This is a genomic window from Pseudonocardia sp. NPDC046786, assembly GCF_040645415.1.
Taxonomy (GTDB): domain Bacteria; phylum Actinomycetota; class Actinomycetes; order Mycobacteriales; family Pseudonocardiaceae; genus Pseudonocardia; species Pseudonocardia kongjuensis.
Genome location: NZ_JBEYYF010000011.1, coordinates 118117 through 144156, shown reverse-complemented (window position 1 = coordinate 144156; position 26040 = coordinate 118117). Strand labels below are relative to the sequence as shown.

Here is a 26040-nt window from a genome sequence, read left to right as displayed (position 1 = left end):
CACAGAGGTGATCGCGATTACTCCTCGGCAGACCAGGCAGGAAACCCGTCTGAACGGAGGGGTGCAGGGATAGGTCGCCCTCGACCCCGAGCGGGGAGGGCGAACGTGTTGCCAGAGTATGGCAACAGTGAGGAGAAGGCAACAGTCCGCCGATCGCGTCCGGTGGGTTATGGTCGGTCCGCCGACGGTTCGTGCCGGTCCCCGCGGGGGCCGGCACGGGACAACAGGGAACCCGGTGTGAATCCGGGACTGCCCCGCAGCGGTGAGTGGGAACGACAGTCGTCATCAGCACTGGGAACCGACCCGGGAAGCGACGGCCGGTAGGCACGAGCACGGCGCCCACGAGTCCGAATACCTGCCGCCGGTGCGCGCGCCGACCGGCGTGCGCGGATCCGTGGCCTCGAGGGAGGGCCCAGCGGACGACCGGGTGACCACCGTGCCCGCCGGCGCCATCGCGCGTCCGGTGCGGGCCCGCCCGGACCGTGCCGTCGTGCCCCTCTCCGGCGGTGACGGGTCCTCCACCGCGCTCGCGAGGAGAGAGGGCTGTGACCATGGCGAAACCTGTGTCATCCGTGTCCACCACCGGCAGCACCGTGCTGGGGTACCCCAGGATCGGGCCGCACCGGGAGCTGAAGCGCGCGACCGAGGCGTTCTGGGCCGGCCGGTCCGACGTCTCCGCGCTGCACGAGGTGGCGGCCGGTCTGCGCCGCGACACCTGGACCACGCTGCGGGACGCGGGACTGGACCAGGTCCCCGGCAACACGTTCTCGTTCTACGACCACGTCCTGGACACCGCGCTCGCCGTCGGCGCCGTCCCGGAGCGCTTCGCCGGCATCACCGACCCGCTGCAGCGGATGTTCGCGATGGCCCGCGGCCGCACCGGCGCGCCGGCCTGCGAGATGACCAAGTGGTTCGACACGAACTACCACTACCTGGTGCCCGAGATCGGCCCGGAGACCCGGCTCGCGCCCGGCTCGCGCACGGCGCTCGAGGAGTTCCGGGAGGCGCTGCGCTCCGGCGTCGTGACCCGCCCGGTGCTGGTCGGCCCGGTGACCCTGCTGCTGCTCTCGAAGCCCGCCGAGGGTGCGCCCGAGGGGTTCCGGCCGCTGGACCTGCTCGGCCCGCTGGTCGAGGTCTACCGGGACCTGCTCGCCGAGCTGGCCGACGCCGGTGCCGAGTGGGTGCAGCTGGACGAGCCGGCGTTCGCCGCGGACCGCTCCGAGGACGAGATCGCCGCGCTGCGCCGGGCCTACGACCGGCTCGCGGCCGCGCCGCGCCGGCCGAAGATCCTGGTCGCGTCCTACTTCGGCGAGCTCGGCCCGGCGCTGCCGGTGCTCGCCTCGACCGCGGTCGAGGGGCTGGCGCTGGACCTGGTCGCCGGCGCGTCCGACCTGGACGGGATCGACGGCGTCGAGGGGATCGGCGGCAAGCTGGTGCTGGCCGGTGTCGTCGACGGCCGGAACGTGTGGCGGACCGACCTGGACGCCGCGCTGGTCACGGCCTCGCGGCTGGTCGGCGTCGCGGGCCGGGTGGAGATCTCGACGTCGTGCTCGCTGCTGCACGTCCCCTACGACCTGTCGGTGGAGACGTCGCTGCCCGCCGACGTCGTCGACATGCTCGCCTTCGCCCGGCAGAAGGTCGACGAGGTGGTGCTGCTCGGCCGGGCGCTGCACGGGGGCCGGGCCGCGGTCGCGGCCGAGTTCGACGCCGCACGGGAGACCCGGGAGCGGGTCGCGGCGGCCGCTCGGCGGGACGCGACGGTCCGGTCCCGGCTGGCCGAGCTGGGTGCCGACCACTACCGGCGCGGCGCGGCCGACGTGCGGGCGAAGGTGCAGCGCGAGGCGCTGGGCCTGCCCGACGTCCCGACCACCACGATCGGCTCGTTCCCGCAGACCACCGAGATCCGCAAGGACCGGGCGGCCCACCGGGCCGGCCGGATCGACGATGCCGAGTACACCGGGCGGATGCGCGGGGAGATCGCCCGCGTGGTGGCGCTGCAGGAGCAGATCGGGCTGGACGTGCTGGTGCACGGCGAGCCCGAGCGCAACGACATGGTCCAGTACTTCGCCGAGAACCTGGACGGCTTCGCCACCACCGAGTTCGGCTGGGTGCAGTCCTACGGCTCGCGGTGCGTGCGGCCGCCGATCCTGCACTCCGATGTGTCACGCCGTGCCGGCCGGCCGATCACCGTCGAGTGGGCGACCTACGCGCAGTCGCTGTCGGAGAAGCCGGTCAAGGGCATGCTGACCGGACCGGTGACGATCCTGGCCTGGTCGTTCGTCCGCGACGACCAGCCGCTCGGCGACACCGCCCGGCAGGTCGGGCTGGCCCTGCGCGACGAGGTCGTCGACCTGGAGGCGGCCGGGATCCGGATCATCCAGGTGGATGAGCCCGCGCTGCGCGAGCTGCTGCCGCTGCACGAGCGGGACCGTCCCGGGTACCTGGAGTGGGCGGTGGACGCGTTCCGCATGTCCACCGGCGGGGTGGTGGACGGCACTCAGATCCACACCCACCTGTGCTACTCCGAGTTCGGCGAGGTGGTCGGGGCGATCGATGGGCTGGACGCCGACGTCACCACCGTCGAGGCGGCCCGGTCCCGGATGGAGGTGCTCGCCGACCTGGGGCCGGGCATCCCGCGCGGCCTCGGCCCGGGCGTCTACGACGTGCACTCGCCCGAGGTGCCCGACATCGACGAGCTCGCCGGCCAGCTCACCGCGGCGCTGCGGCACATCGGCCCGGAGCGGCTCTGGGCGAACCCGGACTGCGGGCTGAAGACCCGCGGTGAGCCGGAGACCGTCGCTGCGCTCACCAACCTGGTCGCGGCGGCCCGCCGGGTCCGGGCGCAGACCACCGGCTGACGCCGGTGCGCTCCCGCGGCGCTCCACCGGACCGGCCGTCACGGTGGGCGCCGCGGGGGCATTCCACACGTTCTATTGATTGAACAGGTCTGCAGCTGTAGACACATCTGGTGATCGTGACGACCCCGGGCGTGCGGGTACTGGCCGCCCTGACCACCGCCGCAGCGCTGCTGGCCGGCTGCGGCTCCCCATCGGGCGGTGGGACCCCCGATCCCGCCGGTGCGCTGACCGTGGCGCTGCAGTTCCCGCCCCGCTCCGACTACGCCTTCGACGCCGACGACGGGAAGCTGCTCAGCTACCTGGGCGTCGCCGAGACACTGACCACGGTGGACGACGAGGCCGCGGCCGCACCCGGCCTCGCCACCGGCTGGGAACAGGACGGCGACACGTGGCGGTTCACCCTGCGCCCCGGCGTCGCGTTCCACGACGGCACCCCGCTCACCCCGGAGGTCGTGGTCACCGCGCTGCGCCACGTCGCGGGCGTCGAGGCGCCCCCGCGGTCGATCCGCGGCATCGGGTTCGAGATCGAGGCCGACGGCGCCGACGCCGTGCGGATCAGCACCGCCGAGCCGGACCCGGTCATGCCGCTGCGGATGTCCAGCGGCAACCTCGCGATCCTCGCCCCGGCGGCGTACGCCGGCGGCGGCGCACCCGACTACCTGCGCACCGGAACCGGACCGCTGGTGCTCGACGCGGTGAACGGTGTGGAGTCCGCGGAGCTGCTCCGCAACGACGACTACTGGGGTGAGCCCGCCGGTGCCGCCCGGATCACCGTCCGCTACGTCGAGGACCCGCAGGCCAGGGCGCTCGCCGTGCAGGCCGGTGACGTCCAGTTCGCCGAGGGGCTGCCCGCCGCGCAGCTGGAGCAGGTCCGCTCGGCGGGTGCCGAGGTCGTCGCCTACGAGGGCGCGCGGACGGTGCCGTTGCAGCTCAACCAGTCCCGCGCGCCCTTCGACGACGTCCGGGTGCGCCGGGCGGTGACCGAGGCGATCGACCGGCCGGTGCTGGCCGGTCAGGTGCTCGCGGGCAGCGCGCGACCGGCCGCCGACCTGTTCGGGCCGGCCGTCCCGTGGGGGGCGACCGAGCCGCCGGCCGGGGCCGACGCCGAGCGGGCGCGGACCCTGCTCGCCGAGGCCGGGTACGGCCCCGAGAACCCGCTGACCGTGCAGCTGTGGACCTTCCCGAACCGGCCGGAGCTGCCCACCCTCGCGAACGCGGTGCAGGCGATGCTCGGCGAGGCCGGGATCCGGGTCGAGGTCACCGTCGGCAACTACGAGGCGCAGGAGCCCGAGGTGCTCGCCGGGCAGTACGACATGTTCCTCAACTCGCGCAGCTACCTGTCCGACTTCCCGGACGCGGCGAGCACCCTCACCTCGGACTACACCTGCGCCGGCAGCTACGCGATCGACCAGTACTGCAGCCCCGCCTACGACGCGCTCGTCGAGCGCCTGAACGGCACCGTCGATCCGGCGCAGCGCCGGCAGCTGTTCGCCGAGGCGGCCGGGATGCTCACCGCGGACGCGGTCGGGGTGATGCTGGTGCACCCGCTGAACACCGCGGTGCTGCGCGGGGCGACCGGGTTCACCCCGGATCCGCTGCAGGTCCGGCCGGTGCTGCCGCAGCTGATCCCGGCCGGGTGAGCGGACCACTCCTTCTCCTGCGGCGGTTGCTGGTCGTCCCGCCGGTGCTGCTGGCCGCGTCGGTGCTGGTGTTCGCACTTCCCCGCTGGGTGGACGTGGACCCGGCCCGCGCGGTGCTGCGGGCCCGCACCGCCGAGGCGGTCCCGGACCCGGCGACCGAGGCGCGGGTGCGCGCCGAGCTGGGCCTGGACCGGCCGGTCGTCGAGCAGTACCTGCGCTGGCTCGGTGGCGTGCTGCGCGGCGACCTCGGCCTCGGGTACGTGTCCCGCACCCCGGTCGTCGAGCAGGTCGGGAGCGCGGCGACGGTGTCCGGCCTGCTCACCGTGCTCGCGCTCGCGCTGGCCGCGGCCGTCGGGATCCCGGCCGGGGTGTACGCGGCCCGCCGTCCCGGCGGCCGCTGGGACCGGTTCCTGGGCGCCGGGACGATCGCCGGGGTCGCGGTGCCGGAGTTCGTGCTCGCACCCTGGCTGGTGCTGGCCCTCGCGGTGTGGGCCGGGTGGCTGCCGGCGATCGGCTGGGGCGGTCCGGAGCACCTGGTGCTGCCGGTGCTGACCCTCGCCGCCTACCCGGGGGCGCTCGCCGCGCAGCTGGTCCGGGCCGAGACGGTCGGGATCCTGCAGCGCCCGCACGTGCTGCTGGCCCGGTCGAAGGGACTGTCCGGGCAGCGCGTGCTGTGGCGGCACGGGGCCCGGCTGGCCACCACGTCGGTGACCGCGCTGGCCGGGATGTTCGTGGCCGGTCTGCTCGGCGGCTCGGTGGTGGTCGAGGTGGTCTTCGGCATCCCCGGCCTCGGCCGGCTGCTGCACCGGGCGGTCCCCGCCCAGGACCTGCCGGTGATCCAGGCCGGGACGCTGGTCGTGGTGGCGGTGGCGGTGACGGCCGGGGTGCTGGTGGAGGCGGTCGCCACCGCGCTGGACCCGGTCCGGCGCACGGCGGAGCGGGCCGGATGACCCGGCGCCGGGGGCCCTCCCTGCCGGTGATCGGACCGGTGACCGGGCCGGCGGCGCTGCCGGTGCTGCTGCTGGTGGTGCTGCTGCTCGCCGGGCCGCTACTGCTGCCCGATCCGGACCGGGCCGACTTCGCGGGCCTGCTCGCCGGGCCGTCCGCCGCCCACCCGCTGGGGACCGACCAGCTGGGCCGGGACCTGCTGTCCCGGCTGGTGCACGGCGGCCGGTTGACGATCGGGCTGAGCCTGTTCGCGGTGCTGCTGACCGGTGTCGCCGGGGTGGCGGTCGGGATGCTCGCCGCGGTGACCGGCCGGTTCGGACGGCTGGTGATCCGCCTGGTCGACGTGCTGGCGGCGATCCCGGTGGTGCTGTTCGGGCTGCTGGCCGCGGTCGCGCTCGGCCCGGGGACCGGCTCGCTGCTGGTCGCGGTGACCGCGATCGCCTGGACGCCGTTCGCCCGGCAGGCGCACCTGCTCACGCTCGCCGAGATCGGACGCGAGTACGTGACGGCCGCCCGGGCGCTCGGCGCGGGTCCGGTGCGGGTGCTGGCCGGGCACGTCGCCCGCAACCTCGCGCCACCTCTCGCCGCGCACGCCTGCGTCCGGTTCGCGAGCACCCTGCTGACCGTCTCCGGGCTGTCGTTCCTCGGGCTGGGTGTCCAGCCGCCGACGGCGGAGTGGGGGGCGATGGTGGCGGAGGGGCGCGAGTACCTCTTCACCGCGCCGCAGGTGGTGCTCGTTCCCTCGGGGGCCGTGGTGCTGACCGCGGGGACCGCCCTGTGGTGGGGACGGCGCTGGGACCGGATCGGGGCCCGGTGACCCCCCGGGGGGCGCCGGCCCGGTGCCGGGCTCGGGGTACCAGCGGAACGCCTCCGGTCGTCGGTCCCAGTCACAGCCGGTGCACTCGGTCCCGTCGTGCGGTCCCTGCGCCATGCGCACTCCCCCGAGTTGTTGCACACAATATGCAACACGCCGGTGCGGGGTGTCGACCGCCGCCGGTGCAGGGCAGGGTGCGGGGATGGACGCCGTTCGGGAGCTGCTGACCGGATACCTCGACGACCCGGCCGCGGGCTGGAGCATGGGAGCGCCCGGCGCGATCGCGGAGTTCGCCCGGCTCCCGGACGAGCCGGTCACCAGCGGTCCCGGGACGGTCGTGACCGGGCGCGGCGGCATCCGGGTGGATCCGCCGTCCGGCACCCGGCCGGTCGCCCACCGCACCCCGGTCGGTCCGGGCGGGCACTGGAACCACGCCGTCGCGCTGTGTCTGCCCGCCGGCGACGCCCGCCGGGCCGGCCGGACGGCGGTGACCGTCCTCGGTCCGGACACCGGGGCGCTGCGCGCCGCCGACCGGGACGCGGTGCTGGTCGACCTGGGGCTCGGCACGCCGACGGTGGACGCCTGCGTGCGCACTGCCGATCCGGACCTGCTGGCCCTGCTGCGCGGCGCGCACGGCGGCCCGCTGGACGCCCGCCTCACCGCCGCGCTGGTCGCCGCCGGTCCGCACCGGGTGTTCCGGACCGCGGTCGGCCGGATCGAGGTGTACGCGGCGATCCCGCCGCCGGACGGCCGCTCGCCGGACGGCCCGCACACCCACCTGCTCCCGGACGTGCTGCGGTCCGGGCGCACGCACGCCGCGACCGCCCCGGTGCCGGCCGGGCACCTGCCGTGCGGGCACCTCTACCCGGCCCATCCGCTGACCGACCTGACCGGTGGCCGCCGGCCGTTCGACCCGGCGCGGCTGGCCGCGTTCGACCGGCTGCTCGACCGGTTCGGTGACCCGGCCCAGCGGGAGATCACCGCCGAGGTGACCCGCGCGGTGCAGGCCGGGGAGCGGCCCGGTGCCCGCCCGGGCGATCCGCCGGGGCGGGCGGCGCAGGCCGTCGCGCTGCGGGTGCTCGCGCACACCGGCGCCGATCCGGACGTGCTCGCCGCCTGGCGCGGCCGGGCCGCCCCGGAGCCGGACCTGCTCGATCCGGACGGCGACCGCAACGCCGGGTGACCCGGCTGCTCAGCGGATCCCGCGGTAGCCGTCCCGGCCGGTGCCGCGCCGGTGCTCCACGCCGTCGAGCACCAGTGCGACCTTGTCCAGCACGTGCGCCCGGGGATCGAGCATGATCGCCAGCACCTCGGAGCGGACCGGTTCGTCGAGCGAGTCCAGGTAGGCGGCGGCCGGCTCGGAGATGTCCCCGGGCCCGCCCTGCGGGCCGCGGACGAACCGGGCCTGGACCGTGCCGTCGGCGACGATGTCCAGGGCCGCGTCGGCGACCCGGACCGCGGCACCGGGATCGAAGCCCGCCTCGCGCAGCACCGCGACGATCCGCCGCATCCGCCTGCCGGAGACGGTGCCGAGATCGGCGTCGAAGTCCCGGATCAGGCCCGAGTAGCGCATCAGCAGGTCGAAGGCGAGCGCAGCCTCGTCCTCCAGGAAGGCCCGCCAGCCCCGGTCCGCCGGCGGCAGCGGGGTGCGGGCGAACACCAGCTCCAGCGCGGCGGCGGCGATCTCCTCCAGCCCGTCCACGTAGCGGTACAGGGTGCCCGGTGCGACGCCGAGCCGCTCCGCGACGGCGACCACCGACAGCCGGTCCACGCCGACCTCGACGGCCGCCTCGACGATCTCCTCCCGGGTCAGCCGCGGCTTGGGGCCCGGCCGGTTCCCGGCGCGTGGGCCCGGCCTGATCGACACCCCGGAACCGTACGCCGGAAGGGATTGCGAACGCTATTCACGGATAGCTAAGGTTCGCCTAATCAAACCTCTGTCCGACCCGGGAGACGTCGTGACCACGACCATCGACGAGCAGCAGGTCCCGGCCGGCCCGGCGGTCGAGCCCGCACCGGACCCGCGGGCCCGCGCCCGCGCCGAGTCCGCCGCGCTGGCCGACCTGCTCCGGCCGGTCCGGGGCACCATCCGGGTCGCGCAGGTGCTGGCCGCGATCGGCTCGGCGGCCGCGCTGGTGCCGTTCGTCGCGCTCGCCGGGCTGGCCGCGGCGTTCCTGGAACCCGGCCCACCGGACGACGGCGCGGTGCTCGGCGCGGTGTGGCTGATCGTCGGCGGGCTCGGCGCCCGCGGCGTGATCACCGGCCTGGCGCTGGCGCTGACCCACTTCGCCGACGTCCGGCTGCAGGCGCTGCTGCGCCGCCGGATGGTCGCGCACCTGGGCCGGGTGCCGCTGGGCTGGTTCTCCGAGCGTTCCTCGGGGACGGTCCGCAAGGCCGCCCAGGACGACGTGCACGACCTGCACCAGGTCGTCGCGCACCATCCGGTCGAGTGGGTCGGCGCCTGGGTGCTGCCGATCGCCGGGATCGGCTACCTCGCCTGGCTGGACTGGCGGCTGGCGCTGCTCGCGCTGGTGACGCTGCCCTGGTACGCCGCCGCCTACGCCTGGATGATGCGCGGCTACACCGAGAAGGTCGAGCAGATGAACGCCGGCAACGAGCGGATCAGCTCGGCCGTCGTCGAGTTCGTGTCCGGCATCGCCGTGGTCAAGACGTTCGGCCAGGCCCGCCGGGCGCACCGCGGCTACGCCGAGGCCGCCCGCGACTTCGGCCGGTTCTACTCCGAGTGGGTCCGCCCGATGCTGCGGATCGAGGTGATCGCGACGATGGCGATCTCGGCGCCGGTGGTGCTGCTCGTCGCCTGCGCCGGGACGGCCTGGTTCGTCGGCGCCGGCTGGATCACCCCGGTCGAGGCGATGACCGGCATCCTGGTCTCGCTGGTCGTCCCGACCACGATCACCGCGCTCGGCTTCGGCGCGTCCAACCGGCGCACCGCTGCCGCGGCGGCGCTGCGGCTGCACGAGCTGCTGGCGACCCCGGTGCTGCCGGAGCCGGGCGAGCCGCGCGAACCCGCCGGGCACCGGATCGAGCTGGCCGGCGTCCGGTTCTCCTACAGCGGTGGCGACGGCGCCGAGGTGCTGCGCGGGATCGACCTGGACTGCCCGGAGGGGACCGTCACCGCGCTGGTCGGCCCGTCCGGCGCCGGCAAGACCACGGTGGCCACCCTGGTCGCCCGGTTCCACGACGTGACCGGCGGCGCGCTGCGGATCGGCGGCGTCGACGTGCGGGAGATCGATCCGGCGGTGCTGTACCGGCACGTCGGGTTCGTGCTGCAGGACGTCCAGCTGCTGCACGGCACGATCGCCGGCAACGTCCGGCTCGGCCGCCCGGACGCCACCGACGACGAGCTGCACGACGCCTGCCGGGCCGCCCGGATCCACGACCGGATCCTCGCGCTGCCCCGCGGCTACGACTCCGTCGTCGGGGAGGACGCGCTGCTCTCCGGTGGCGAGGCGCAGCGGGTGTCGATCGCCCGCGCGCTGCTCGCCGACACCCCGGTGCTGGTGCTCGACGAGGCGACCGCGTTCGCCGACCCGGAGTCCGAGGCCGAGATCCAGGACGCGCTGTCCGGGCTGGCCGCCGGCCGCACCGTGCTCGTCGTCGCGCACCGGCTCTCGACGATCACCGGCGCCGACCGGATCGCCGTCGTCGACGACGGCCGGATCGTCGAGTCCGGGACGCACGACGAGCTGCTCGCCGCCGGCGGCCGCTACGCCGCCATGTGGGCCGCGCACCGGTCCGGGGAGGACGACGCCCGATGATCTCCGACCTGCTGCTGATCCTCGGCCCGCAGCACCGCCGCCGGATGTTCGGCTACCTGGCCTGGGTGACCGGCTTCGGCGTGCTGCAGGGCCTCGCCACGGTGCTGCTCGTCCCGTTCCTGGAGGCACTGCTGGTCGGCGACATCGCGGCGGCCTGGACCTGGACCGGCGTGCTGCTGCTCGCCGTCGTGCTGGCCTGCGTGGCCTACCACGTGCAGGCCATGCGCGGCTTCGGCGTGGCGCTGGTGGTGCTGACCACGATGCACGAGCGGCTCGGCGACCACGTCTCGTCGCTGCCGCTGGGCTGGTTCTCCGCCGAGCGGGTCGGCCGGCTGTCCCGGCTGGTCACCGGCGGCACGATGATGGTGGCCGGACTGTTCGCGCACCTGCTGACGCCGCTGGTCGTCGCGGTCGCCACGCCGGCCACGATCGCGCTCGCGATGCTGCTGTTCGACTGGCGGCTCGCGGTCGCCGCCGCGGTCTGCGCGCCGCTGCTGTGGCTGGCGTTCAGGTTCGCGGCCCGCTGGGTGGGCCGCGGCGACGAGCTCGACGACGCCGCCGCGGTGGCCGCCGGGAACCGGGTCGTGGAGTTCGCCCGCGCCCAGCGGGTGCTGCGCGCCTTCGGCCGCGGCGCCGGCGGTTACGCCCCGCTGGAGGACGCGATCGAGGACCAGCGCCGCGCCGGGCGCCGCTCGATCTGGCTGGCCACCGCCGGCATCGTCGCGGGCGGGTTCGCGGTGCAGGTCGCGTTCAGCGTGCTCATCCTGACCGGCGCCTTCCTCGCGCTCGGCGGCACTCTCGATCCGGTCCGGATGATCGCGCTGGTCGCGCTCGCGGCCCGGTTCACCGGCCCGCTGGCCGAGGTCGGCGACTATGCGGGCGTCGTCCGGATCGCCCGCAACGACCTGCGCCGGCTGGTCGCGGTGCTCTCCGAGGAGCCGCTGCCCGAGCCGGCCGCCTCGGCCGCCCGCCCGGAACCCGGCGCCGTCGAGCTGGACCGGGTGAGCTTCGGCTACCAGCCGGGGACGCCGGTGCTGCGCGAGGTGTCGCTGCGGATCCCGCCGCGCAGCACGGTCGCGCTGGTCGGCGCCTCCGGATCCGGCAAGACCACGGTGACCCGTCTGATCGCCCGGTTCGCCGACGTCGACGCCGGGACCGTCCGGGTCGGCGGGGCCGACGTCCGCGACCAGACCACCGAGGACCTGATGGCCCAGCTGGCGCTGGTCTTCCAGGACGTCTACCTGTTCGACGGCACGCTGGAGGACAACGTCCGGCTCGGCAGGCCGGACGCGACGCCCGGCGAGCTCGCCGAGGCGGCCCGGCTGGCCGGCGTAACCGAGATCGTGCGGCGGCTGCCCGACGGCTGGGCGACCCGGGTCGGCGAGGGCGGCACCTCGCTGTCCGGCGGCGAGCGCCAGCGGGTGTCGATCGCCAGGGCGCTGCTCAAGGACGCCGACATCGTGCTGCTCGACGAGGCCACCGCAGCGCTGGACCCGGAGAACGAGCGGTTCTTCACCGGGTCGATGCGGGCGCTCGCCCGCCGCTCCACGGTGCTGGTGATCGCGCACCGGCTGCCCACCGTGGTCGGTGCGGACCGGATCGTCGTGCTCGACGACGGCCGGATCGTCGAACAGGGCACGCACACCGAGCTGGTGGCACTCGGCGGCCGCTACGCCGCCTTCCAGGAGTCCCGCCGCCGTGCCCGCGGCTGGCGGCTCGTGCCGGCCCGCACCCCCACCCCTGCTGCCACAGCCACAGTCGAGGAGAGCCCGTGACCCAGCCACTGCCCCCGTACGTCCTCGGCCGGGTGGCCGGGATCGAGCCGCTGACCCCGCTGATGCGCCGGATCACCCTGGAGTCCGACGACTGGCGCGGCGCCGCGTCGGTCGCCCCCGACCAGCAGGTGAAGCTGTTCCTCGCCCGGGACGGCGGGATCCCGGAGATCCCGGCCGCGCCGGAGGACGGCAGCGGCGTCGCCGGGTGGTACGCCCGCTACCTGGCCGTACCCGAGGAGCGCAGGCCGTGGATGCGGTCGTACACGGTGCGCTCGCTGGATCCCGACGCCGGCCGGATGGTGATCGACTTCGTGCTGCACGGGACGACCGGCGGCTCCGGCCCGGCCGGTCCGGCGAGCCGGTGGGCGGCCGCCGCCGCGATCGGCGACGCGGTCGGCGTGCTCGGCCCGGCCGTCGCCGGGTACCGGACGCCGTCCGGGCAGCCGGTCCGGCTGCTGGCCGGGGACGAGACCGCACTCCCGGCGATCGGGGCGATCCTGGAGTCGCTGCCGGCCGGCGTCCGCGCGGTCGCGGTGGTCGAGGTGGCCGGCCCGGCCGAGGAGCAGCGGCTCACCTCGCGGGCGGAGCTCGCCGTGCACTGGGTGCACCGGCCGGCGTCGCTGCTCGACGCGGTGCGGGCGGTGTCGCTGCCGGACCGCGCCGACGAGGTGTTCGGCTGGGTGGCCGGGGAGGCGTCGGCGGTCCGGGCGGTGCGCAGGCACCTGGTCGGCGAGCGCGGCCTGGACAAGCGCGCGGTCGCCTTCACCGGCTACTGGCGGGCCGACCTGACCCAGGACGACGCGCCCACCGAGCAGGACCTGGCCGACGCCACCGAGCAGCTGGCGGACCAGGGCGCCCCGTGAGCGGGGTCATCCCACCAGGTGAGGCGACCCCTTGTTGAGGGAAGCCTCACTTCATAGATTCGTCGCGTGGTGACACCCGAACCGCCCGTCGCACTGGTCACCGGTGCCGCCCGCGGCATCGGCGCGGAGATCGCGTCCGCGCTGGTGGCGCAGGGCCGCCCGGTCGCCCTGCTGGACCGGGACGCCGCCGTCGTCGGCACCGCCGGGGCGCTGGCCGGTGACGGTGCGCGGGTGCTGCCGCTGGTCGCCGACGTCACCGACGCCGCCGCGGTCGCCGACGCGGTCGACGTCGCCGAGCAGGACCTCGGCCCGCTCGGCCTGCTGGTCTGCGCGGCCGGGGTGCTGCGCACCGGCGCCGTGCTGGACGCCGACGACGCCGATCTCGCGGCCTGCCTGGCCGTCAACACCACCGGCGTCTGGAACGCCGGCCGGGCCGCCGGCCGGCGGATGTACCGGCGCGGTGCCGGCGCGATCGTCACGGTCGCCTCGGACGCCTCCCGCACCCCGCGGGCCGGGATGGCGGCCTACGCGGCGTCCAAGGCCGCGTCGGTGTCGCTGACCCGCACGCTCGGCCTGGAACTGGCCCCGCACGTGCGGTGCAACGCGGTCTGCCCGGGGGCGACCGACACCGCCATGCAGCGGGCGCTGTGGCCGGACCCGGACGACGACGCCGGGGCGGCCGCCGTCGTCGCCGGGGCGCCGGAGCGCTACCGGCTCGGCATCCCGCTCGGCCGGATCGCCGAACCCTCCGACGTCGCCGCCGCCGTGCTGTTCCTGGCCGGGGACACCGCGCGGCACATCACCATGCAGACCCTGACCGTCGACGGCGGCGCGAGCCTCGGCCTGTGACACCCCGGCCTGCGGTACCTCGGCCTGTGACACCCCGGCCTGCGGTACCTCGGCCTGCGACACCCCGGCCTGTACCGGACCGCCACCCGGAAGGACATGCGTTGACCGATCCCGAGCACGTGCCGTGGCCGCCGGAGGTCGCCGACCGCTACCGCGCGCTCGGCCACTGGCGCGGCGAGACGTTCGGGGCCTGGTTGGCCGGGCTCGCCGCGGCGCACCCGGAGCGCACCGCGGTCGTCGGCCGCACCGGCCCGGTGGCGCAGCGGTGGACCGTCGCCGAACTGGACGACCGGGCACACCGGCTCGCGGCCGGGCTGCACGACCTCGGCGTCCGGCCGGGCGACAACGTGGTGCTCCAGCTGCCGAACGTGCCGGAGTTCCTGCCTGTGGTGTTCGCGCTGTTCCGGCTCGGCGCCCGGCCGGTGTTCGCGCTGCCCGCGCACCGCGGCACCGAGCTGCGCCACGTCGCCGAGTGGTCCGCGGCGACCGCCGTGATCACCGTCGACGCGCACGCCCGCTTCGACCACGGCGCGCTCGCCAGGGCCACCGCCGACGCGGTCGGGTCGGTCCGGGAGGTGGTCGTCCTGGACACCGGATCGGGTGGCACCACCGCGGGCACGGCCGGGCTGGCCGAGCTGGCCGCCGCCCCCGCCCGCGAGCTGCCCGCCCGCGACCCGGGCGAGGTGGCGTTCCTGCAGCTCTCCGGCGGGTCCACCGGACTGCCCAAGCTGATCCCGCGCACCCACGACGACTACCTCTACAGCGTCCGGGAGAGCGCCCGGATCTGCGGCCTGCGCCCGGACAGCGTGTACTTCGCCGCGCTGCCGGTGGCGCACAACTTCCCGCTCAGCTCGCCGGGCGTGCTCGGTGCCCTGCACGCCGGAGCGGCCTCGGTGCTGGCCCCGGCGCCGGACCCGGCCACCGCGTTCGAGCTGGTCGAGCAGGAGCGGGTGACGATCACCGGTCTGGTCCCGCCGCTGGCCGCCGCCTGGATCGACGCCGCCGGGCGCACCACCCGCGACCTGTCCAGCCTGGAGGTGGTGCTGGTCGGTGGCGCCAAGTGCGGCCCCGAGCTGGCCGCCCGGATCGGCCCGGCGCTGGGCTGCCGGCTGCAGCAGGTCTTCGGGATGGCCGAGGGCCTGGTCAACTACACCCGCCTCGACGACCCGGACGAGCTCGTCCTGACCACCCAGGGCCGCCCGATCTCGCCGGACGACGAGATCCGGGTCGTCGATCCCGACGACCCGGCCGCACCGTCCGACGCGCTGGTGGAGCCCGGCCGGGCCGGGGCGCTGCTGACCCGCGGGCCGTACACGATCCGCGGCTACTACCGGGCCGCCGGGCACAACGCGACGGCGTTCACCGCGGACGGCTTCTACCGCACCGGCGACCTGGTGCGGCGCCGCCCGACCGGGCACATCGAGGTCGTCGGCCGGGTGAAGGAACAGATCAACCGGGGCGGCGAGAAGGTCGCCCCGGCCGAGGTGGAGGACCACCTGATGGCGCACCCGGACGTGCTGGACGCCGCCGTCGTCGGTGTCCCCGACGAGTACCTCGGCGAGCGCACCCAGGCGTGGGTGGTGCCCCGCCCCGGCGGTGCTCCGACCGGAGCCGTGCTGCGGCGTTTCGTCCGCGAGCGCGGGGTGGCCGCGTTCAAGGTCCCCGACCTGGTCGAGATCGTCCCCGCGTTCCCGGTCACCGGGGTCGGCAAGACCAGCAGGCGCGAGCTGCGCGCGGCGCTGCAGGACCGCACGGCGGCCGGTACCGGCCCCGACGACGAGGAGTGAACCGATGACCCTGCCGCTCGAGGAACGGATCCGGGCCGACGTCGCCGAGCTGCTCGGCTGCGATCCGGCGACCATCGGCCCCGACGACGACCTGCTCGACCTGGGCCTGGACTCGGTGCGGATCATGTCGCTGGTCGAGCGCTGGCGCGCCGAGGGCAGTCCGGACCTGAACTTCCCCGATCTCGCCGACGAGCCGGTGCTGCGCCGCTGGACGGAGCTGCTGCGCGCCGCCCGATGACCGGGTGACGTTCCGGACAAAATCCGGCCGCACGATGGATCTCACGACATCCATGACATATGAACAACTTGTCAGGTGTCTTGCGAGTCCCGTCGACGCTGTGGAGCCGCGATGTCCCCCCGGTCCGTTCCCCGCCGGATCCTGCCGGTCGCCGTCGCGGCCGCCGCCGCGCTGGTCCTCACCGCCTGCGGCGGCCCGCCGGCGCCCGATGCGCCCGCCGCGGGCGGTGGCGAGCCGGTGACCGAGGTCAACTGCGGGATCGAGGTGACCGTCCCGGAGCCGCCGCAGCGGATCTACGCCTTCTACCAGCCGGCGATCGAGACGCTGCACGCGCTCGGCGTGAGCGACCGGCTGGTCGGCACCGCCTACCTGGACGCGCCGGTGCTGGCCGAGTTCACCCAGGCGCAGGAGGCGGTCCCCTACGTCCCCGATCTCCCCACCCGGGAGGCGCTGCTCGCCACCGCACCCGACTTCGTGCTGTCCGGGTACAACAACTCGTTCGCCGCGACCGGCAACGAGACCGTCAGCACCCGGGCGGACCTGGCCGAGCTGGGCGTCCGGACCTGGATCAACGCCCCGCTGTGCCCGACCGAGGACGGCGCCTCCGACGAGGCCATCGATCCGGCGCAGGTGTCGATGGACACCATCTACGACGACCTGCGCTCGCTGGGCAGGCTGCTGGGGGCCGAGGAGCGGGCCGGCGAGCTGGTCGCCGACCTGCAGGCGCGGGTGGCCGCGGTGCAGGAGCGGGTCGAGGGCAGGCCGCAGCCGCGGGTCGCGATCCTGCTCAACGACGACGACGGCAGCTACCGGGTGGCCTCGGGCATCGACTTCGGCACCCGGGTGCTGGAGATGGCCGGCGCCGAGAACGTGTTCGCCGACCTGACCGAGCGCCGGCACGTGGCGGTGTCCAAGGAGGAGCTGATCGCCAGGGACCCGGACGTCATCCTCACCTCCACCTGCTGCGATCCGGCCACCGTCGACGCCGACGGGGAGGCCGACGTCGCGCAGATCCTGGGCGATCCGGCGCTGTCGGGCAGCACCGCCGTCCGGGAGGGTGCGGTGCACGCGTTCCTGTTCGCGGACCGGGCCGCCAGCCTGCGGGCCCCCTACGCCGCCGAGCGGGTCGCGGACCTGGTCCACCCGGAGTGAGCGTCGCCGCCCCGGTCCGGCCGCCCACCGGGGTCCGGGTCCGCGCGGCCGCGCCGTGGGCGCTCCCGGCGGCGGTGCTGCTGGTCGCGGCCGCGGTCGTCGCCTCGCTGAAGGTGGGCGCCCGCCCGCTGGCCTGGGCCGAGCTGCACGCCGGGCTGCTGCACTTCAGCGGGACGCAGTCCGACATCGTCGTCCGGCACATCCGGCTGCCGCGCACGATCGCCGGGCTGCTGACCGGGACCTGCCTCGGGCTGGCCGGCGCGGTCGCGCAGGGCGTCACCCGCAACCCGCTGGCCGGGCCGGGCACGCTCGGCGTGAACGCCGGCGCGGCCGGCGCGATGATCGCCGTCATCGCGCTGACCGGCGTCGGGTCGCTGAGCGGCTACGTGTGGTTCGGCTTCCTCGGCGGCGCGCTGGCGGCCGCGGCGGTGTACGCGATCGGCGGGTCCGGCCGGGACGGTGCGACGCCGGTCAAGCTGGCGCTGGCCGGGGCCGCCGTCTCCGCCCTGATCATGGCGATGACCTCGGCGTTCGTCCTGCTCGACCGGGAGCTGTTCGCCCGCTACCGGTACTGGGTGATCGGGTCGCTGGCCCGGGCCGATCTGGTCACGGTCGGCCAGGCGGTGCCGTTCGCGGTGGCCGGGGTGCTGCTCGCGGTGGTCCTGGTGCGCCGGCTCGACGCGGTCGCGCTCGGCGACGACACCGCCCGCAGCCTGGGTGCCCGGCCGGGCGTGACCCGGGTGACCGGCCTGGTCGCCGTCGTGGTGCTGGCCGGGACGGCGACCGCGGTGGCCGGCCCGGTCGCGTTCGTCGGGCTGGTCGCGCCGCACGCGGCCCGGCTGCTGGTCGGGACGGCGCACCGCTGGGTGCTCCCGCTGTCCGCGCTGCTGTGCGCCGCGGTGGTGCTGCTCGCCGACGTCGCCGGCCGGGTGGTGCTGGCTCCCGAGGAGATCCAGATCGGGGTGACGGCTGCGCTGCTGGGCGGCCCGGTGTTCCTGTACCTGGTGCGGACCCGGAAGGTAGCCGCCCTGTGACTCGATACCGCCCTGTGAGCCGTGTGGGTGGCGGGACGGTGGTGCTGCGCCGCGGGCCGTTCTCGGCCCGGTTCGGGGTGCGCGGGCTGGTGCTCGGCACGCTGACCTGGCTGGGTGCGGTGCTGGTCGCGCTCTGGGCGACGACGGTGGGCCAGTACCCGATGCCGCTGTCGACCGTGCTGGACACGCTCGCCGGCAACGGCACCCTGATCACCTACGACGTGGTGGTGAACCACCGCATCCCGCGCGCGCTGGCCGGGGTGCTGGTCGGCGCGGCGTTCGGCGTCGCGGGCGGGGTACTGCAACGCCTCGCGCAGAACCCGCTGGTCAGCCCGGACGTGATCGGGATCAACGCGGGCGCCTCTGCCGGGGCGGTCCTGATGATCATCGGCTTCGGGGCGACCGCGGCCTGGGTGACCGGCGGCGCGCTCGCGGGGGCCGCGGTGGCGGCCGTCGCGGTGTACACGATCGCCTACCGGGGCGGCTTCTCCGGCTACCGGCTGGTGCTGGTCGGGATCGGGGTGGCCGCGGTCCTCAGCGCGGCGGCGACCTTCCTGCTCAGCCGGGCCGACGTCAACGCCGCCTACCAGGCCGCGGTCTGGCTGGTCGGCAGCCTGGCCGGCCGGTCATGGCCCGACGTCGTGCCGGTCGCCGCGGGACTGTGCCTGCTGCTGCCGCCGATGCTGGCGCTGACCCGCAGGCTGGCCGTGCTCGAGCTCGGCGACGACCTGGCCCGCGCGCTGTCCCCGCGGGTCGGCCGGGCCCGGGCCGGACTGCTGGCCGGTGCGGTCGGGTTGTCCGCGCTGGCCACCGCGTCCGCCGGGCCGGTCGGGTTCGTGGCGCTGGTGGCGCCGCAGATCGTCCGCCGGGTGCTGCGCGAACGCAGCCCCGGCCTGCTCGCCTGCGCCGGGACCGGCGCGCTCGTGGTGGTGGCCGCCGACCTGGTGGCGCGCACCGCGTTCGCGCCGCGCGAGCTCCCGGTCGGCGTGCTCACCGCGCTCGTCGGGGCGCCGGTACTCATCGCGCTGCTGGTGCGCGGCAACCGGATCGGAGCGAGCGGATGACCCTGGCCTGCCACCACCTGAGCCTGGGCTACGCGGCCGGGCAACCGGTCGTCGACGGGCAGTCGGTGCAGATCCCGGACGGCCGGATCACCGTGATCGTCGGCCCGAACGCCTGCGGCAAGTCCACCCTGCTGCGCGGCCTCGCCGGCCTGATGCGTCCGCAGGCGGGCCGGGTGCTGCTGGACGGCACCGAGCTGTCCCGGCTGCCCGCGACCGAGCTCGCCCGCCGGGTCGGGGTGCTGCCGCAGCAGCCGACCGCGCCGGACGGGATCACCGTCGCCGATCTCGTCGGGCGCGGGCGGCACCCGCACCAGCGCTGGTTCCGGCAGTGGTCCGAGGAGGACGAGGAGGCCGTCGGTGCCGCGCTGGCCGCGACCGGGCTGGCCGATCTGGCGGACCGGCCGGTGGCCGAGCTGTCCGGCGGGCAGCGCCAGCGGGCCTGGATCGCGCTGGTGCTGGCACAGGGGCCGGAGACGATGCTGCTCGACGAGCCGACCACGTTCCTCGACCTGGCGCACCAGCTCGACGTGCTGGAGCTGCTGCGCACGGTGAATGTCGAGCAGGGCCGGACGGTGGTGATGGTGCTGCACGACCTGGAGCTGGCCGCGCGCTATGCGCACCACCTGATCGCGATGTCCGGCGGCCGGATCGTCGCAGAGGGAGAGCCGGGTGAGATCGTCACCGAGGAGCTGGTGTCCTCGGTGTTCGGGGTGGACGCGCTGGTGACGACCGATCCGCTGACCGGCACGCCGCTGGTGCTGCCCCGGCCGCGCGGGTGATGTGACTCACCGCAGACCTGAGCAGCTGTTCATGTATCAATCTTCTTCATGAGGATCGACGAACCGGCCCGCCGCACGGCGCTGTCCCGGCGGGCGCTGCTGCTCGGTGCGGCCGGGCTGGCCGGCGCGGTCGCGCTGAGCGGGTGCGGGAGCAGCGCGGAACCGGCCGCGCCGGATGCCGGCCCGCCGCGACCGGGCGGCCGGCTGCGGGTTGCGCTGGCCGGCCAGTCGCCGTCGGCGGACGTGCTGGACCCGCACGTCGCCGGATCGGCCGCGGCCGGCGCGATCGCGAAGAACGTCTGGGACCGGCTGGTCTCCTACGAGAACGACCTGACGCTGCGCTACCGGCTCGCCGAGTCGCTGGAGCCGAACGCCGACGGCAGCGAGTGGCGGATCACCCTGCGGCCCGGCATCCGGTTCAGCGACGGAAGCCCGCTCACCTCGCGGGACGTGCTGTACAGCATCGAGCGGATGCTCGACCCGGCCAAGCCGTCCTCGGCCGATCTGTCCATGGTGGACCTGTCCCGGACCGGGGTGGACGGCGATCTCGCGGTGCGGGTCGCGCTGTCCGAGCCGCTCGCCGATCTCGGTTCGGTGCTGGCCGGCTGGTACGTCTACGTCGTGAAGGAGGGCAGCGACACGTTCGACGCGTCCTCGCTGCCGGTCGGCACCGGGCCGTTCGTGCTCCGCGAGTGGGCACCGGGGGAGCGGGCGCTGCTGGTGCGCAACCCGGAGTACTGGGACGGCGTCGCACACCTCGACGAGGTCGAGATCCTGCAGATCGCGGAGCCGGAGGCGCGGGTCAACGCGCTGCGCTCCGGCGAGGTCGACATGATCGACCAGACCCCGGCGCTGCACGCCAGGACGATCGCCGACGAGGGCGCGTTCCGGCTGGTCGAGCCCCGGTTCGGCACCATGGCCGCGCTCCAGATGCGGGCCGACACCCCGCCCTTCGACGACGTCCGGGTCCGGCAGGCGCTGCGTCTGGCCGTCGACCGGCAGGCCATGGCCGACACCGTGTACCTGGGGTTCGCCGAGGTCGGCAACGACCTCTACGGCCTGGGTGCCCCGTTCTACGCCGGCGACATCCCGCAGCGCCCGCACGACCCGGCCGGGGCCCGCGAGCTGCTCCGCCGGGCCGGGCAGGAGAACCTGACCGTCACCCTCACCACCGCCGACTCCAGCCCCGGCCAGCTGGACTCGGCGACGCTGTTCGCCGAGCAGGCCCGCGAGTCCGGGATCACCGTGAACCTGGAGACCGTCCCGGCCGACAACTACGCCGCCCAGGTCTCCGGTCAGCGTGCGTTCACCCACAACAACTGGTGGAACTACAGCCTGGACTACTTCTACGGCCAGACCACCGTCTCCGACGCCCCCGGCAACGCCGGCTGGCGCAACCCGGAGTGGGACGCGACCTTCCTGCGCGCCCGCGGCACGCTCGACGTCGACGAGCGGGCCGCGCTCTACGCCGGGCTGCAGCAGACGCTGTGGGACACCGGCGGCCTGATCGTGCACAACTTCGTCAAGCAACCGGCCGCCGTCGCACCGCCGGTGCAGGGCGTGCCCGAGTTCGTCCTCGGCAACGACGACTGGGCCAACTACCGCGGCGTGTGGCTCTCGGCGTGACCGGAGCCGGCCGGTGACCCGGTACCTGCTCGGCCGGCTCGCCGGCGCGGCGCTGGTGCTCGCAGTGGTGGCGGTCGTGGTGTTCGGGCTGTTCGAGACGCTGCCCGGGGACGCCGCCGAGACGATCCTCGCGCAGAGCGGCCGCTCCGGCGCGCTGCCGCCCGAGCAGGTCGCCGCGTTGCGCGAGCACCTCGGGCTGGACCGCGGTCCGGTCGAGCGGTTCGGGTCCTGGGCCGGCGGGCTGCTGCGCGGTGACCTGGGCACCTCGCTGCTGTCCGGCCGCCCGGTCGCCGATGTGCTCGGTGACCGGATCGGGAACAGCCTGGTGCTGGCGTCGGTCACGGTGCTGCTGCTGTTCCCGCTGGCGCTGGGTCTCGGCGTGCTCGCCGGGGTGCGCGCCGGCACCCGCACCGATCGCGCGGTGAGCACCGGCGCGCTCACCGCGGAGGCGGTGCCGTCGTTCGTGATCGGGGTGGTGCTGATCGCGGTCGTCGCGCTCGGCTGGCGGCTGCTGCCCGCGGTGTCCCTGGTGCCGTCCGGGACGAGCCCGCTGTCCCGCCCCGAGGTGCTGGTGCTGCCGGTTCTCGCGCTGCTCGCCGGGCTGGTCCCGCATCCGGTGCGGGTGATCCGGGCCCGGACCGCCGAGCTGGTCGCCGGGGAGCCGCTGCGCACGGCGGCGCTGCACGGCGTCGGGCGCACCAGGCTGTTCGCCCGGTACGTGGCCCCGGTCGCGCTGGCCGCGGCGCTGCCGCCGATCGCCGGATCGGTGGCCGGGCTGGTCGGCGGGGTGGCCGTCGTCGAGACGGTGTTCTCCTACCCGGGCCTGGCCCAGGAGCTGGTGCGGGCGATCGCGCTGCGCGACTTCCCGGTCGTCGCGGCGGCCGCGGTGCTGATGGCGGTGTTCGGGGTGGCGGTGCACCTGCTCGCCGATCTCGCCGCGCTGGCCGCCAGCCCGCTCGCCCGCCGGGCGGTCCTGGACGGGCGCCGGTGAGCCGCCGGGGCCCGGCCGCACCCGCCACCGGGCGGCTCGGCCGGCTGGTCGCCGTGGGGCTGGTCGTGCTGTCGGCCGTGCTGGTGGTGGCCGGGCCGTTCCTGGCGCCGTGGGACCCGGGCGCCACCGTCGGCGTCCCGTTCGACGGCCCGTCCGCCGGGCATCCGCTGGGCACCGACCGGCTCGGCCGCGACGTGCTGTCCCGGGTGCTGCACGGCGGCTGGCGGCTGGCGCTGATCACGGTGACCGCGCTGGCCGCGGCCTACCTGGTCGGCTTCCCGGCCGGGCTGCTCGCCGGGCTGCGCCGGTCCGCGGACGGCTGGATCATGCGGCCGGTCGACGTGCTCGTCGTGCTGCCCTGGTTCCTGGTGCTCGCCGTGCTGGCGACGGCGGCCGGCCGCGGCGCCCCGGCGCTGGTCGCCGCGGGTGCGCTCACCGCGCTGCCGTGGATGGTGAAGGTGGTCCGCGGCGCCGTGCTGGAGGAGGCGTCGGCCGGGTACGTCGAGGCGGCGCAGGCCCGGGCCGAGCCGCTGCGCCGGATCGCCTTCCGCGAGGTGGCCCCGAACATCGTCCCGGTGGTCGCCGCGGACGCCGGGATGCGGTTGACGGCGACCCTGTCGGTGGTCACCGCGGGCGGCTACCTGGGGCTCGGGCTGCCGCCGAACACCCCGGACTGGGCGCTGGACATCGCGGGGAACCAGGGCGGGCTGACCGTGCAGCCTCCGGCGGTGCTCGGCCCGGCCCTGATGATCGTGCTGCTGGTGGTGTCGGTGAACCTGCTGGCCGACTCGCGCGCCGCCCGGGACACCCCGCGCCGGTCGGTGCCGGTCCCGCCGCGGGCCGGCGACGGTCCGGACGCGCTGGTCGCGCGCGGGCTCTCGGTGCACGACGCCGGCGGCCGTCCGCTGCTGTCCGGGATCGACCTGGTGCTCGGCGAGGGCCGCGGGCTGGCCGTCGTCGGGCCGTCCGGGTCGGGCAAGAGCACCCTGGTCCGCGCGGTGACCGGGGCGCTCGCACCCGGGCTGCGGGCCGGCGGGACGGTCCGGTTCGGCGGCGGTCCCGGCCGTCGCGCCATCGGCTGGGTCCCGCAGGACCCGGCGCTCGGGCTGAGCCCGTCGGTGCGGATCGGCACTCAGGTCCGCGACGTGCACCGCGCGCACGGCGCCGGGACCGGCCGGGACGCGGTGTCCGCGACGCTGCGCGGGGTGGGGCTGCCCGGCGACCCGGCGTTCCGGCGTCGCTACCCGCACCAGCTCTCCGGCGGCCAGCAGCAGCGCCTGCTGCTGGCGCTCGCCCTGGTCGGCGACCCGAACCTACTGGTGCTCGACGAGCCGACGACCGGGCTCGACCCGGGCACCGCGGCGGCGGTGCTGGACCTGGTGCGCGCGCGGCGGGCCCGCGGCGTCGCACTGCTCGTCGTCACGCACGACCTGGCGGCGGTCCGCGATCTCGTCGACGACGTGCTCACCGTGGTCGACGGCATCCCGGCCGGGTCGCAGGCCATCACCCCGGTGCAGGCCGCCCCGGCGCAGGCCGCCCCGGGGACGCGCCCGTCCGCCGGGATCGCCCGGGAGCCGCTGCTGCGGGTCCGCGGGCTCACGGCCGGGTACCGGGCGCATCCGGTGCTCGACCGGGTCGATCTCGACGTCGGCGCCGGCGAGTGCGTCGGGCTGGTCGGGAACTCCGGCGCGGGCAAGAGCACCCTCGCCCGCTGCCTGGTCGGACTGCACCGCCCGGACGACGGCACCGTCACCCTGGACGGGGTGCCGCTGGCCGGTCGCGCCGGGGCCAGGACCCGGGCCCAGCGCGGCGCCGTGCAGTACGTGTTCCAGAACCCGGCCCGCTCGCTCAACCCGCGCCGCACCGTCGCCGCGGAGCTCGCCGCCCCGATCCGGATCTTCCGGACGCCGGCGCCGCCGGCCGTGCTGCTGGACCGGGTCGGTCTGGCCGCGGACCTGCTCGACCGGCGCACCGACCGGCTCTCCGGCGGCCAGCAGCAGCGGGTCGCCCTGGCCAGGGCACTGGCGGCCGGGCCGCGGCTGCTGGTGTGCGACGAGATCGTGTCCTCGCTGGACCCGGCGAACCGGCGGGCGATCCTGGACCTGCTGGGGGAGTTGCGCCGGTCCGAGGGGCTGGCGGTGCTGTTCGTCAGCCACGACCACGAGGCGGTCGACGCGCTCGCCGACCGGGTGCTCGTCGTCGACGGCGGGACGCTGCTGCCCGCCGCCGGTCAGCCGGTCGCCGACGGGTAGGGCACGAAGGTGCTGCGGTCCTCGGCGATCGCCGGTGCCTGGTCCAGCCGGGGGAACGCGCGTTGCGGGCACTGCTCCCGGCTGCAGACCCGGCAGCCCGCGCCGATCGGGGTGGCGGCGGCCGGGTCGTCGAGGTCCAGCCCGGCCGAGTAGACGAGCCGGTGCGCGTGCCGCAGCTCGCAGCCCAGCGCGATCGCGAACGTCTTCCCCGGCCGGCCCCACCGGCGCTGCGAGCCGTGCACGGTGCGGGCCACCCACAGGTAACGGGCGCCGTCCGGCATCGCGGCGACCTGCACGTCGATCTCGCCGGGTGAGCCGAACGCCCGGTACACGTTCCACAGCGGGCAGGTCCCGCCGCCGCGGGAGAAGTGGAACCCGGTCGCCGACTGCCGCTTCGACATGTTCCCGGCCCGGTCCACCCGGACGAAGGAGAACGGCACTCCCGGCGCGGACGGGCGCTGCAGCGTGGAGAGCCGGTGGCAGATCGTCTCGAAACCCTGCCCGAAGTGGTCGGCCATCCGCTCGATGTCGTAGCGGAACTCCTCGGCGGTCGCCCGGAACTCACCGTAGGGCAGCACCAGGGCCGCGGCGAAGTAGCGGGCCAGCCCGATCCGGGTGAGCGTGCGGGTCTTGGCCGCGTCCTCGCCCGCCGGCGTGTCCTCGGCGGCGAGTGCCTCGATCGTGTGCTCCTGCTCGAGGAAGGCGAGCTGGGTCGCCATCCGGAAGGCCTGCTGGCCGGCCCGCAGCGCCGGGGACAGCCGCAGCATCCGGTTCACCCGGTCGTAGCGGTGCAGCTCGCCGGAGCCGCCGGCGTCGTCCTCCAGCCCGGCGATGCCGACGCCGTGCGTGCCGCGCAGCCGCTCCGCCAGTGCCCGCCGGACCTCGCCGCGGCGCAGGCCGATCTGTTCGGCGAGCTCCTCGGCGGCGTCGTCGAGATCGGCGACGTGGTTGCGGCGCCGGTAGAAGAAGTCCCGGACCTGCTCGTGCGGTGAGGCCGCGTGCACCCGGTCGCTGCCGTCGCGCGGGGTGTCGGTGGCGGCGGCGAGGTGCTCGTCGGCCCGCCGCCAGCGCCGGTAGAGTTCCAGCACCGCATCGGCCGCCGACGGGAGCTCGGTGGCGAGCCGCTCGATCTGGCCGGTGGGGACCGCCTCGGCGACGGAGGTCTCGGCGAACACCTCGTGCAGCTCGGCGACCAGCCGCTCCGGGCGGCGCGCGGCGAAGAACGCGGCGTCCACCCCGAACACCTCGGTGATCCGCAGCAGCACCGGGACGGTCAGCGGGCGGGAGCCGTGCTCGATCTGGTTCAGGTAGCTCGGCGAGATCCCCAGGGTGCGGGCCAGCCCGGCCTGGCTCATCGAGCGCGTCTCCCGCAGCGCGCGCAGCCGGGTCCCCGGCACCCCTGACTTCGACATGCCGGAACTGTATCGAACCTTGTTCTTCGCAACATTTGCAAAATCGCACCGGAAGATGTGCAGATCTTGGCAATCGGCCACCGTCGCCGATCGCCGTCCCGGCTCCGATGCTGGTCACACCCCGTTCGAACGGCGCAGTGCGGTCGCCCGTCATCCCGGGCGCCGTGTGCGAACAGACA

At 75.6% G+C, this 26040-nt stretch carries 20 protein-coding genes and 1 riboswitch; of the genes, 18 read left to right on the top strand and 2 right to left on the bottom strand.

Annotated elements, in window-relative coordinates; translation table 11 throughout:
* Positions 1-195 precede the first annotated feature (195 nt).
* Positions 196-361: riboswitch (cobalamin riboswitch) on the top strand.
* Positions 362-551: 190 nt separating this feature from the next.
* The 5 genes from metE to ABZ881_RS16055 all read left to right on the top strand — a co-directional run bounded on the left by metE (position 552) and on the right by ABZ881_RS16055 (position 7443).
* Positions 552-2858 carry a 5-methyltetrahydropteroyltriglutamate--homocysteine S-methyltransferase gene (metE, locus tag ABZ881_RS16075; RefSeq protein WP_358485263.1) on the top strand — a complete coding sequence of 769 codons (2307 nt, stop codon included), beginning with the start codon at positions 552-554 and terminating at the stop codon, positions 2856-2858.
* A 110-nt stretch (positions 2859-2968) separates the two neighbouring features.
* Positions 2969-4498: an ABC transporter substrate-binding protein gene (locus ABZ881_RS16070; RefSeq protein WP_358485261.1), complete on the top strand. Its 1530-nt coding sequence runs from the start codon at positions 2969-2971 to the stop codon at positions 4496-4498.
* Positions 4495-5448, top strand: coding sequence for an ABC transporter permease (locus ABZ881_RS16065; RefSeq protein WP_358485260.1), 954 nt, complete (start codon positions 4495-4497; stop codon positions 5446-5448). Before ABZ881_RS16070 ends, ABZ881_RS16065 begins: the two co-directional genes overlap by 4 nt.
* On the top strand, positions 5445-6263 hold the full coding sequence (locus ABZ881_RS16060) for an ABC transporter permease (RefSeq protein WP_358485258.1): 819 nt from the start codon (positions 5445-5447) through the stop codon (positions 6261-6263). The genes ABZ881_RS16065 and ABZ881_RS16060 overlap by 4 nt, the downstream gene beginning before the upstream one ends.
* 199 nt (positions 6264-6462) lie before the next feature.
* Entirely contained in the window at positions 6463-7443 is a 981-nt protein-coding gene (locus ABZ881_RS16055) for a hypothetical protein (protein WP_358485256.1), read from the top strand.
* A gap of 9 nt (positions 7444-7452) precedes the next feature.
* Here the strand turns inward: ABZ881_RS16055 and ABZ881_RS16050 are convergent, their stop codons facing one another.
* Positions 7453-8127, bottom strand: a complete 675-nt coding sequence (locus ABZ881_RS16050) for a TetR/AcrR family transcriptional regulator (protein ID WP_358485255.1) — start codon at positions 8125-8127, stop codon at positions 7453-7455.
* Between the two features lie 91 nt (positions 8128-8218).
* Here ABZ881_RS16050 and ABZ881_RS16045 point away from each other — a divergent pair, with 91 nt between their 5' ends.
* The 13 genes from ABZ881_RS16045 (at position 8219) to ABZ881_RS15985 (ending at position 24449) form a co-directional block, all read left to right on the top strand.
* A complete protein-coding gene (locus tag ABZ881_RS16045) occupies positions 8219-10039 on the top strand; it encodes an ABC transporter ATP-binding protein (RefSeq protein ID WP_358485252.1) in 1821 nt (606 codons plus the stop codon).
* The gene (locus tag ABZ881_RS16040; protein ID WP_358485250.1) at positions 10036-11814 is read left to right on the top strand and encodes an ABC transporter ATP-binding protein; all 1779 of its coding nucleotides are present in this window, start codon (positions 10036-10038) and stop codon (positions 11812-11814) included. Before ABZ881_RS16045 ends, ABZ881_RS16040 begins: the two co-directional genes overlap by 4 nt.
* The gene (locus tag ABZ881_RS16035; protein WP_358485248.1) at positions 11811-12677 is read left to right on the top strand and encodes a siderophore-interacting protein; all 867 of its coding nucleotides are present in this window, start codon (positions 11811-11813) and stop codon (positions 12675-12677) included. The genes ABZ881_RS16040 and ABZ881_RS16035 overlap by 4 nt, the downstream gene beginning before the upstream one ends.
* A 66-nt stretch (positions 12678-12743) precedes the next feature.
* A complete protein-coding gene (locus tag ABZ881_RS16030) occupies positions 12744-13526 on the top strand; it encodes an SDR family NAD(P)-dependent oxidoreductase (protein WP_358485246.1) in 783 nt (260 codons plus the stop codon).
* Positions 13527-13627: 101 nt separating this feature from the next.
* On the top strand, positions 13628-15313 hold the full coding sequence (locus ABZ881_RS16025) for an AMP-binding protein (protein ID WP_358485243.1): 1686 nt from the start codon (positions 13628-13630) through the stop codon (positions 15311-15313).
* 4 nt (positions 15314-15317) lie between these two features.
* Positions 15318-15551, top strand: a complete 234-nt coding sequence (locus tag ABZ881_RS16020; protein ID WP_344021001.1) for a phosphopantetheine-binding protein — start codon at positions 15318-15320, stop codon at positions 15549-15551.
* A gap of 111 nt (positions 15552-15662) precedes the next feature.
* Positions 15663-16703 (top strand): ABC transporter substrate-binding protein, encoded by a 1041-nt coding sequence (locus tag ABZ881_RS16015; RefSeq protein WP_358485242.1) that lies wholly within the window; start codon positions 15663-15665, stop codon positions 16701-16703.
* Positions 16700-17737, top strand: a complete 1038-nt coding sequence (locus ABZ881_RS16010) for an iron ABC transporter permease (protein WP_358485241.1) — start codon at positions 16700-16702, stop codon at positions 17735-17737. Before ABZ881_RS16015 ends, ABZ881_RS16010 begins: the two co-directional genes overlap by 4 nt.
* 14 nt (positions 17738-17751) lie before the next feature.
* Entirely contained in the window at positions 17752-18801 is a 1050-nt protein-coding gene (locus ABZ881_RS16005) for an iron chelate uptake ABC transporter family permease subunit (RefSeq protein WP_358485238.1), read from the top strand.
* Positions 18798-19580, top strand: a complete 783-nt coding sequence (locus ABZ881_RS16000) for an ABC transporter ATP-binding protein (RefSeq protein WP_358485236.1) — start codon at positions 18798-18800, stop codon at positions 19578-19580. Before ABZ881_RS16005 ends, ABZ881_RS16000 begins: the two co-directional genes overlap by 4 nt.
* 48 nt (positions 19581-19628) lie before the next feature.
* Positions 19629-21206, top strand: a complete 1578-nt coding sequence (locus tag ABZ881_RS15995) for an ABC transporter substrate-binding protein (RefSeq protein WP_358485234.1) — start codon at positions 19629-19631, stop codon at positions 21204-21206.
* A 13-nt stretch (positions 21207-21219) separates the two neighbouring features.
* Entirely contained in the window at positions 21220-22197 is a 978-nt protein-coding gene (locus ABZ881_RS15990) for an ABC transporter permease (RefSeq protein ID WP_358485232.1), read from the top strand.
* The gene (locus ABZ881_RS15985; protein WP_358485230.1) at positions 22194-24449 is read left to right on the top strand and encodes an ATP-binding cassette domain-containing protein; all 2256 of its coding nucleotides are present in this window, start codon (positions 22194-22196) and stop codon (positions 24447-24449) included. The genes ABZ881_RS15990 and ABZ881_RS15985 overlap by 4 nt, the downstream gene beginning before the upstream one ends.
* On the opposite strand, the gene ABZ881_RS15980 is transcribed toward ABZ881_RS15985, so the two are convergent.
* A complete protein-coding gene (locus ABZ881_RS15980) occupies positions 24428-25861 on the bottom strand; it encodes a short-chain fatty acyl-CoA regulator family protein (RefSeq protein WP_358485227.1) in 1434 nt (477 codons plus the stop codon). The genes ABZ881_RS15985 and ABZ881_RS15980 overlap by 22 nt on opposite strands.
* Between the last annotated feature and the right edge of the window lie 179 nt (positions 25862-26040).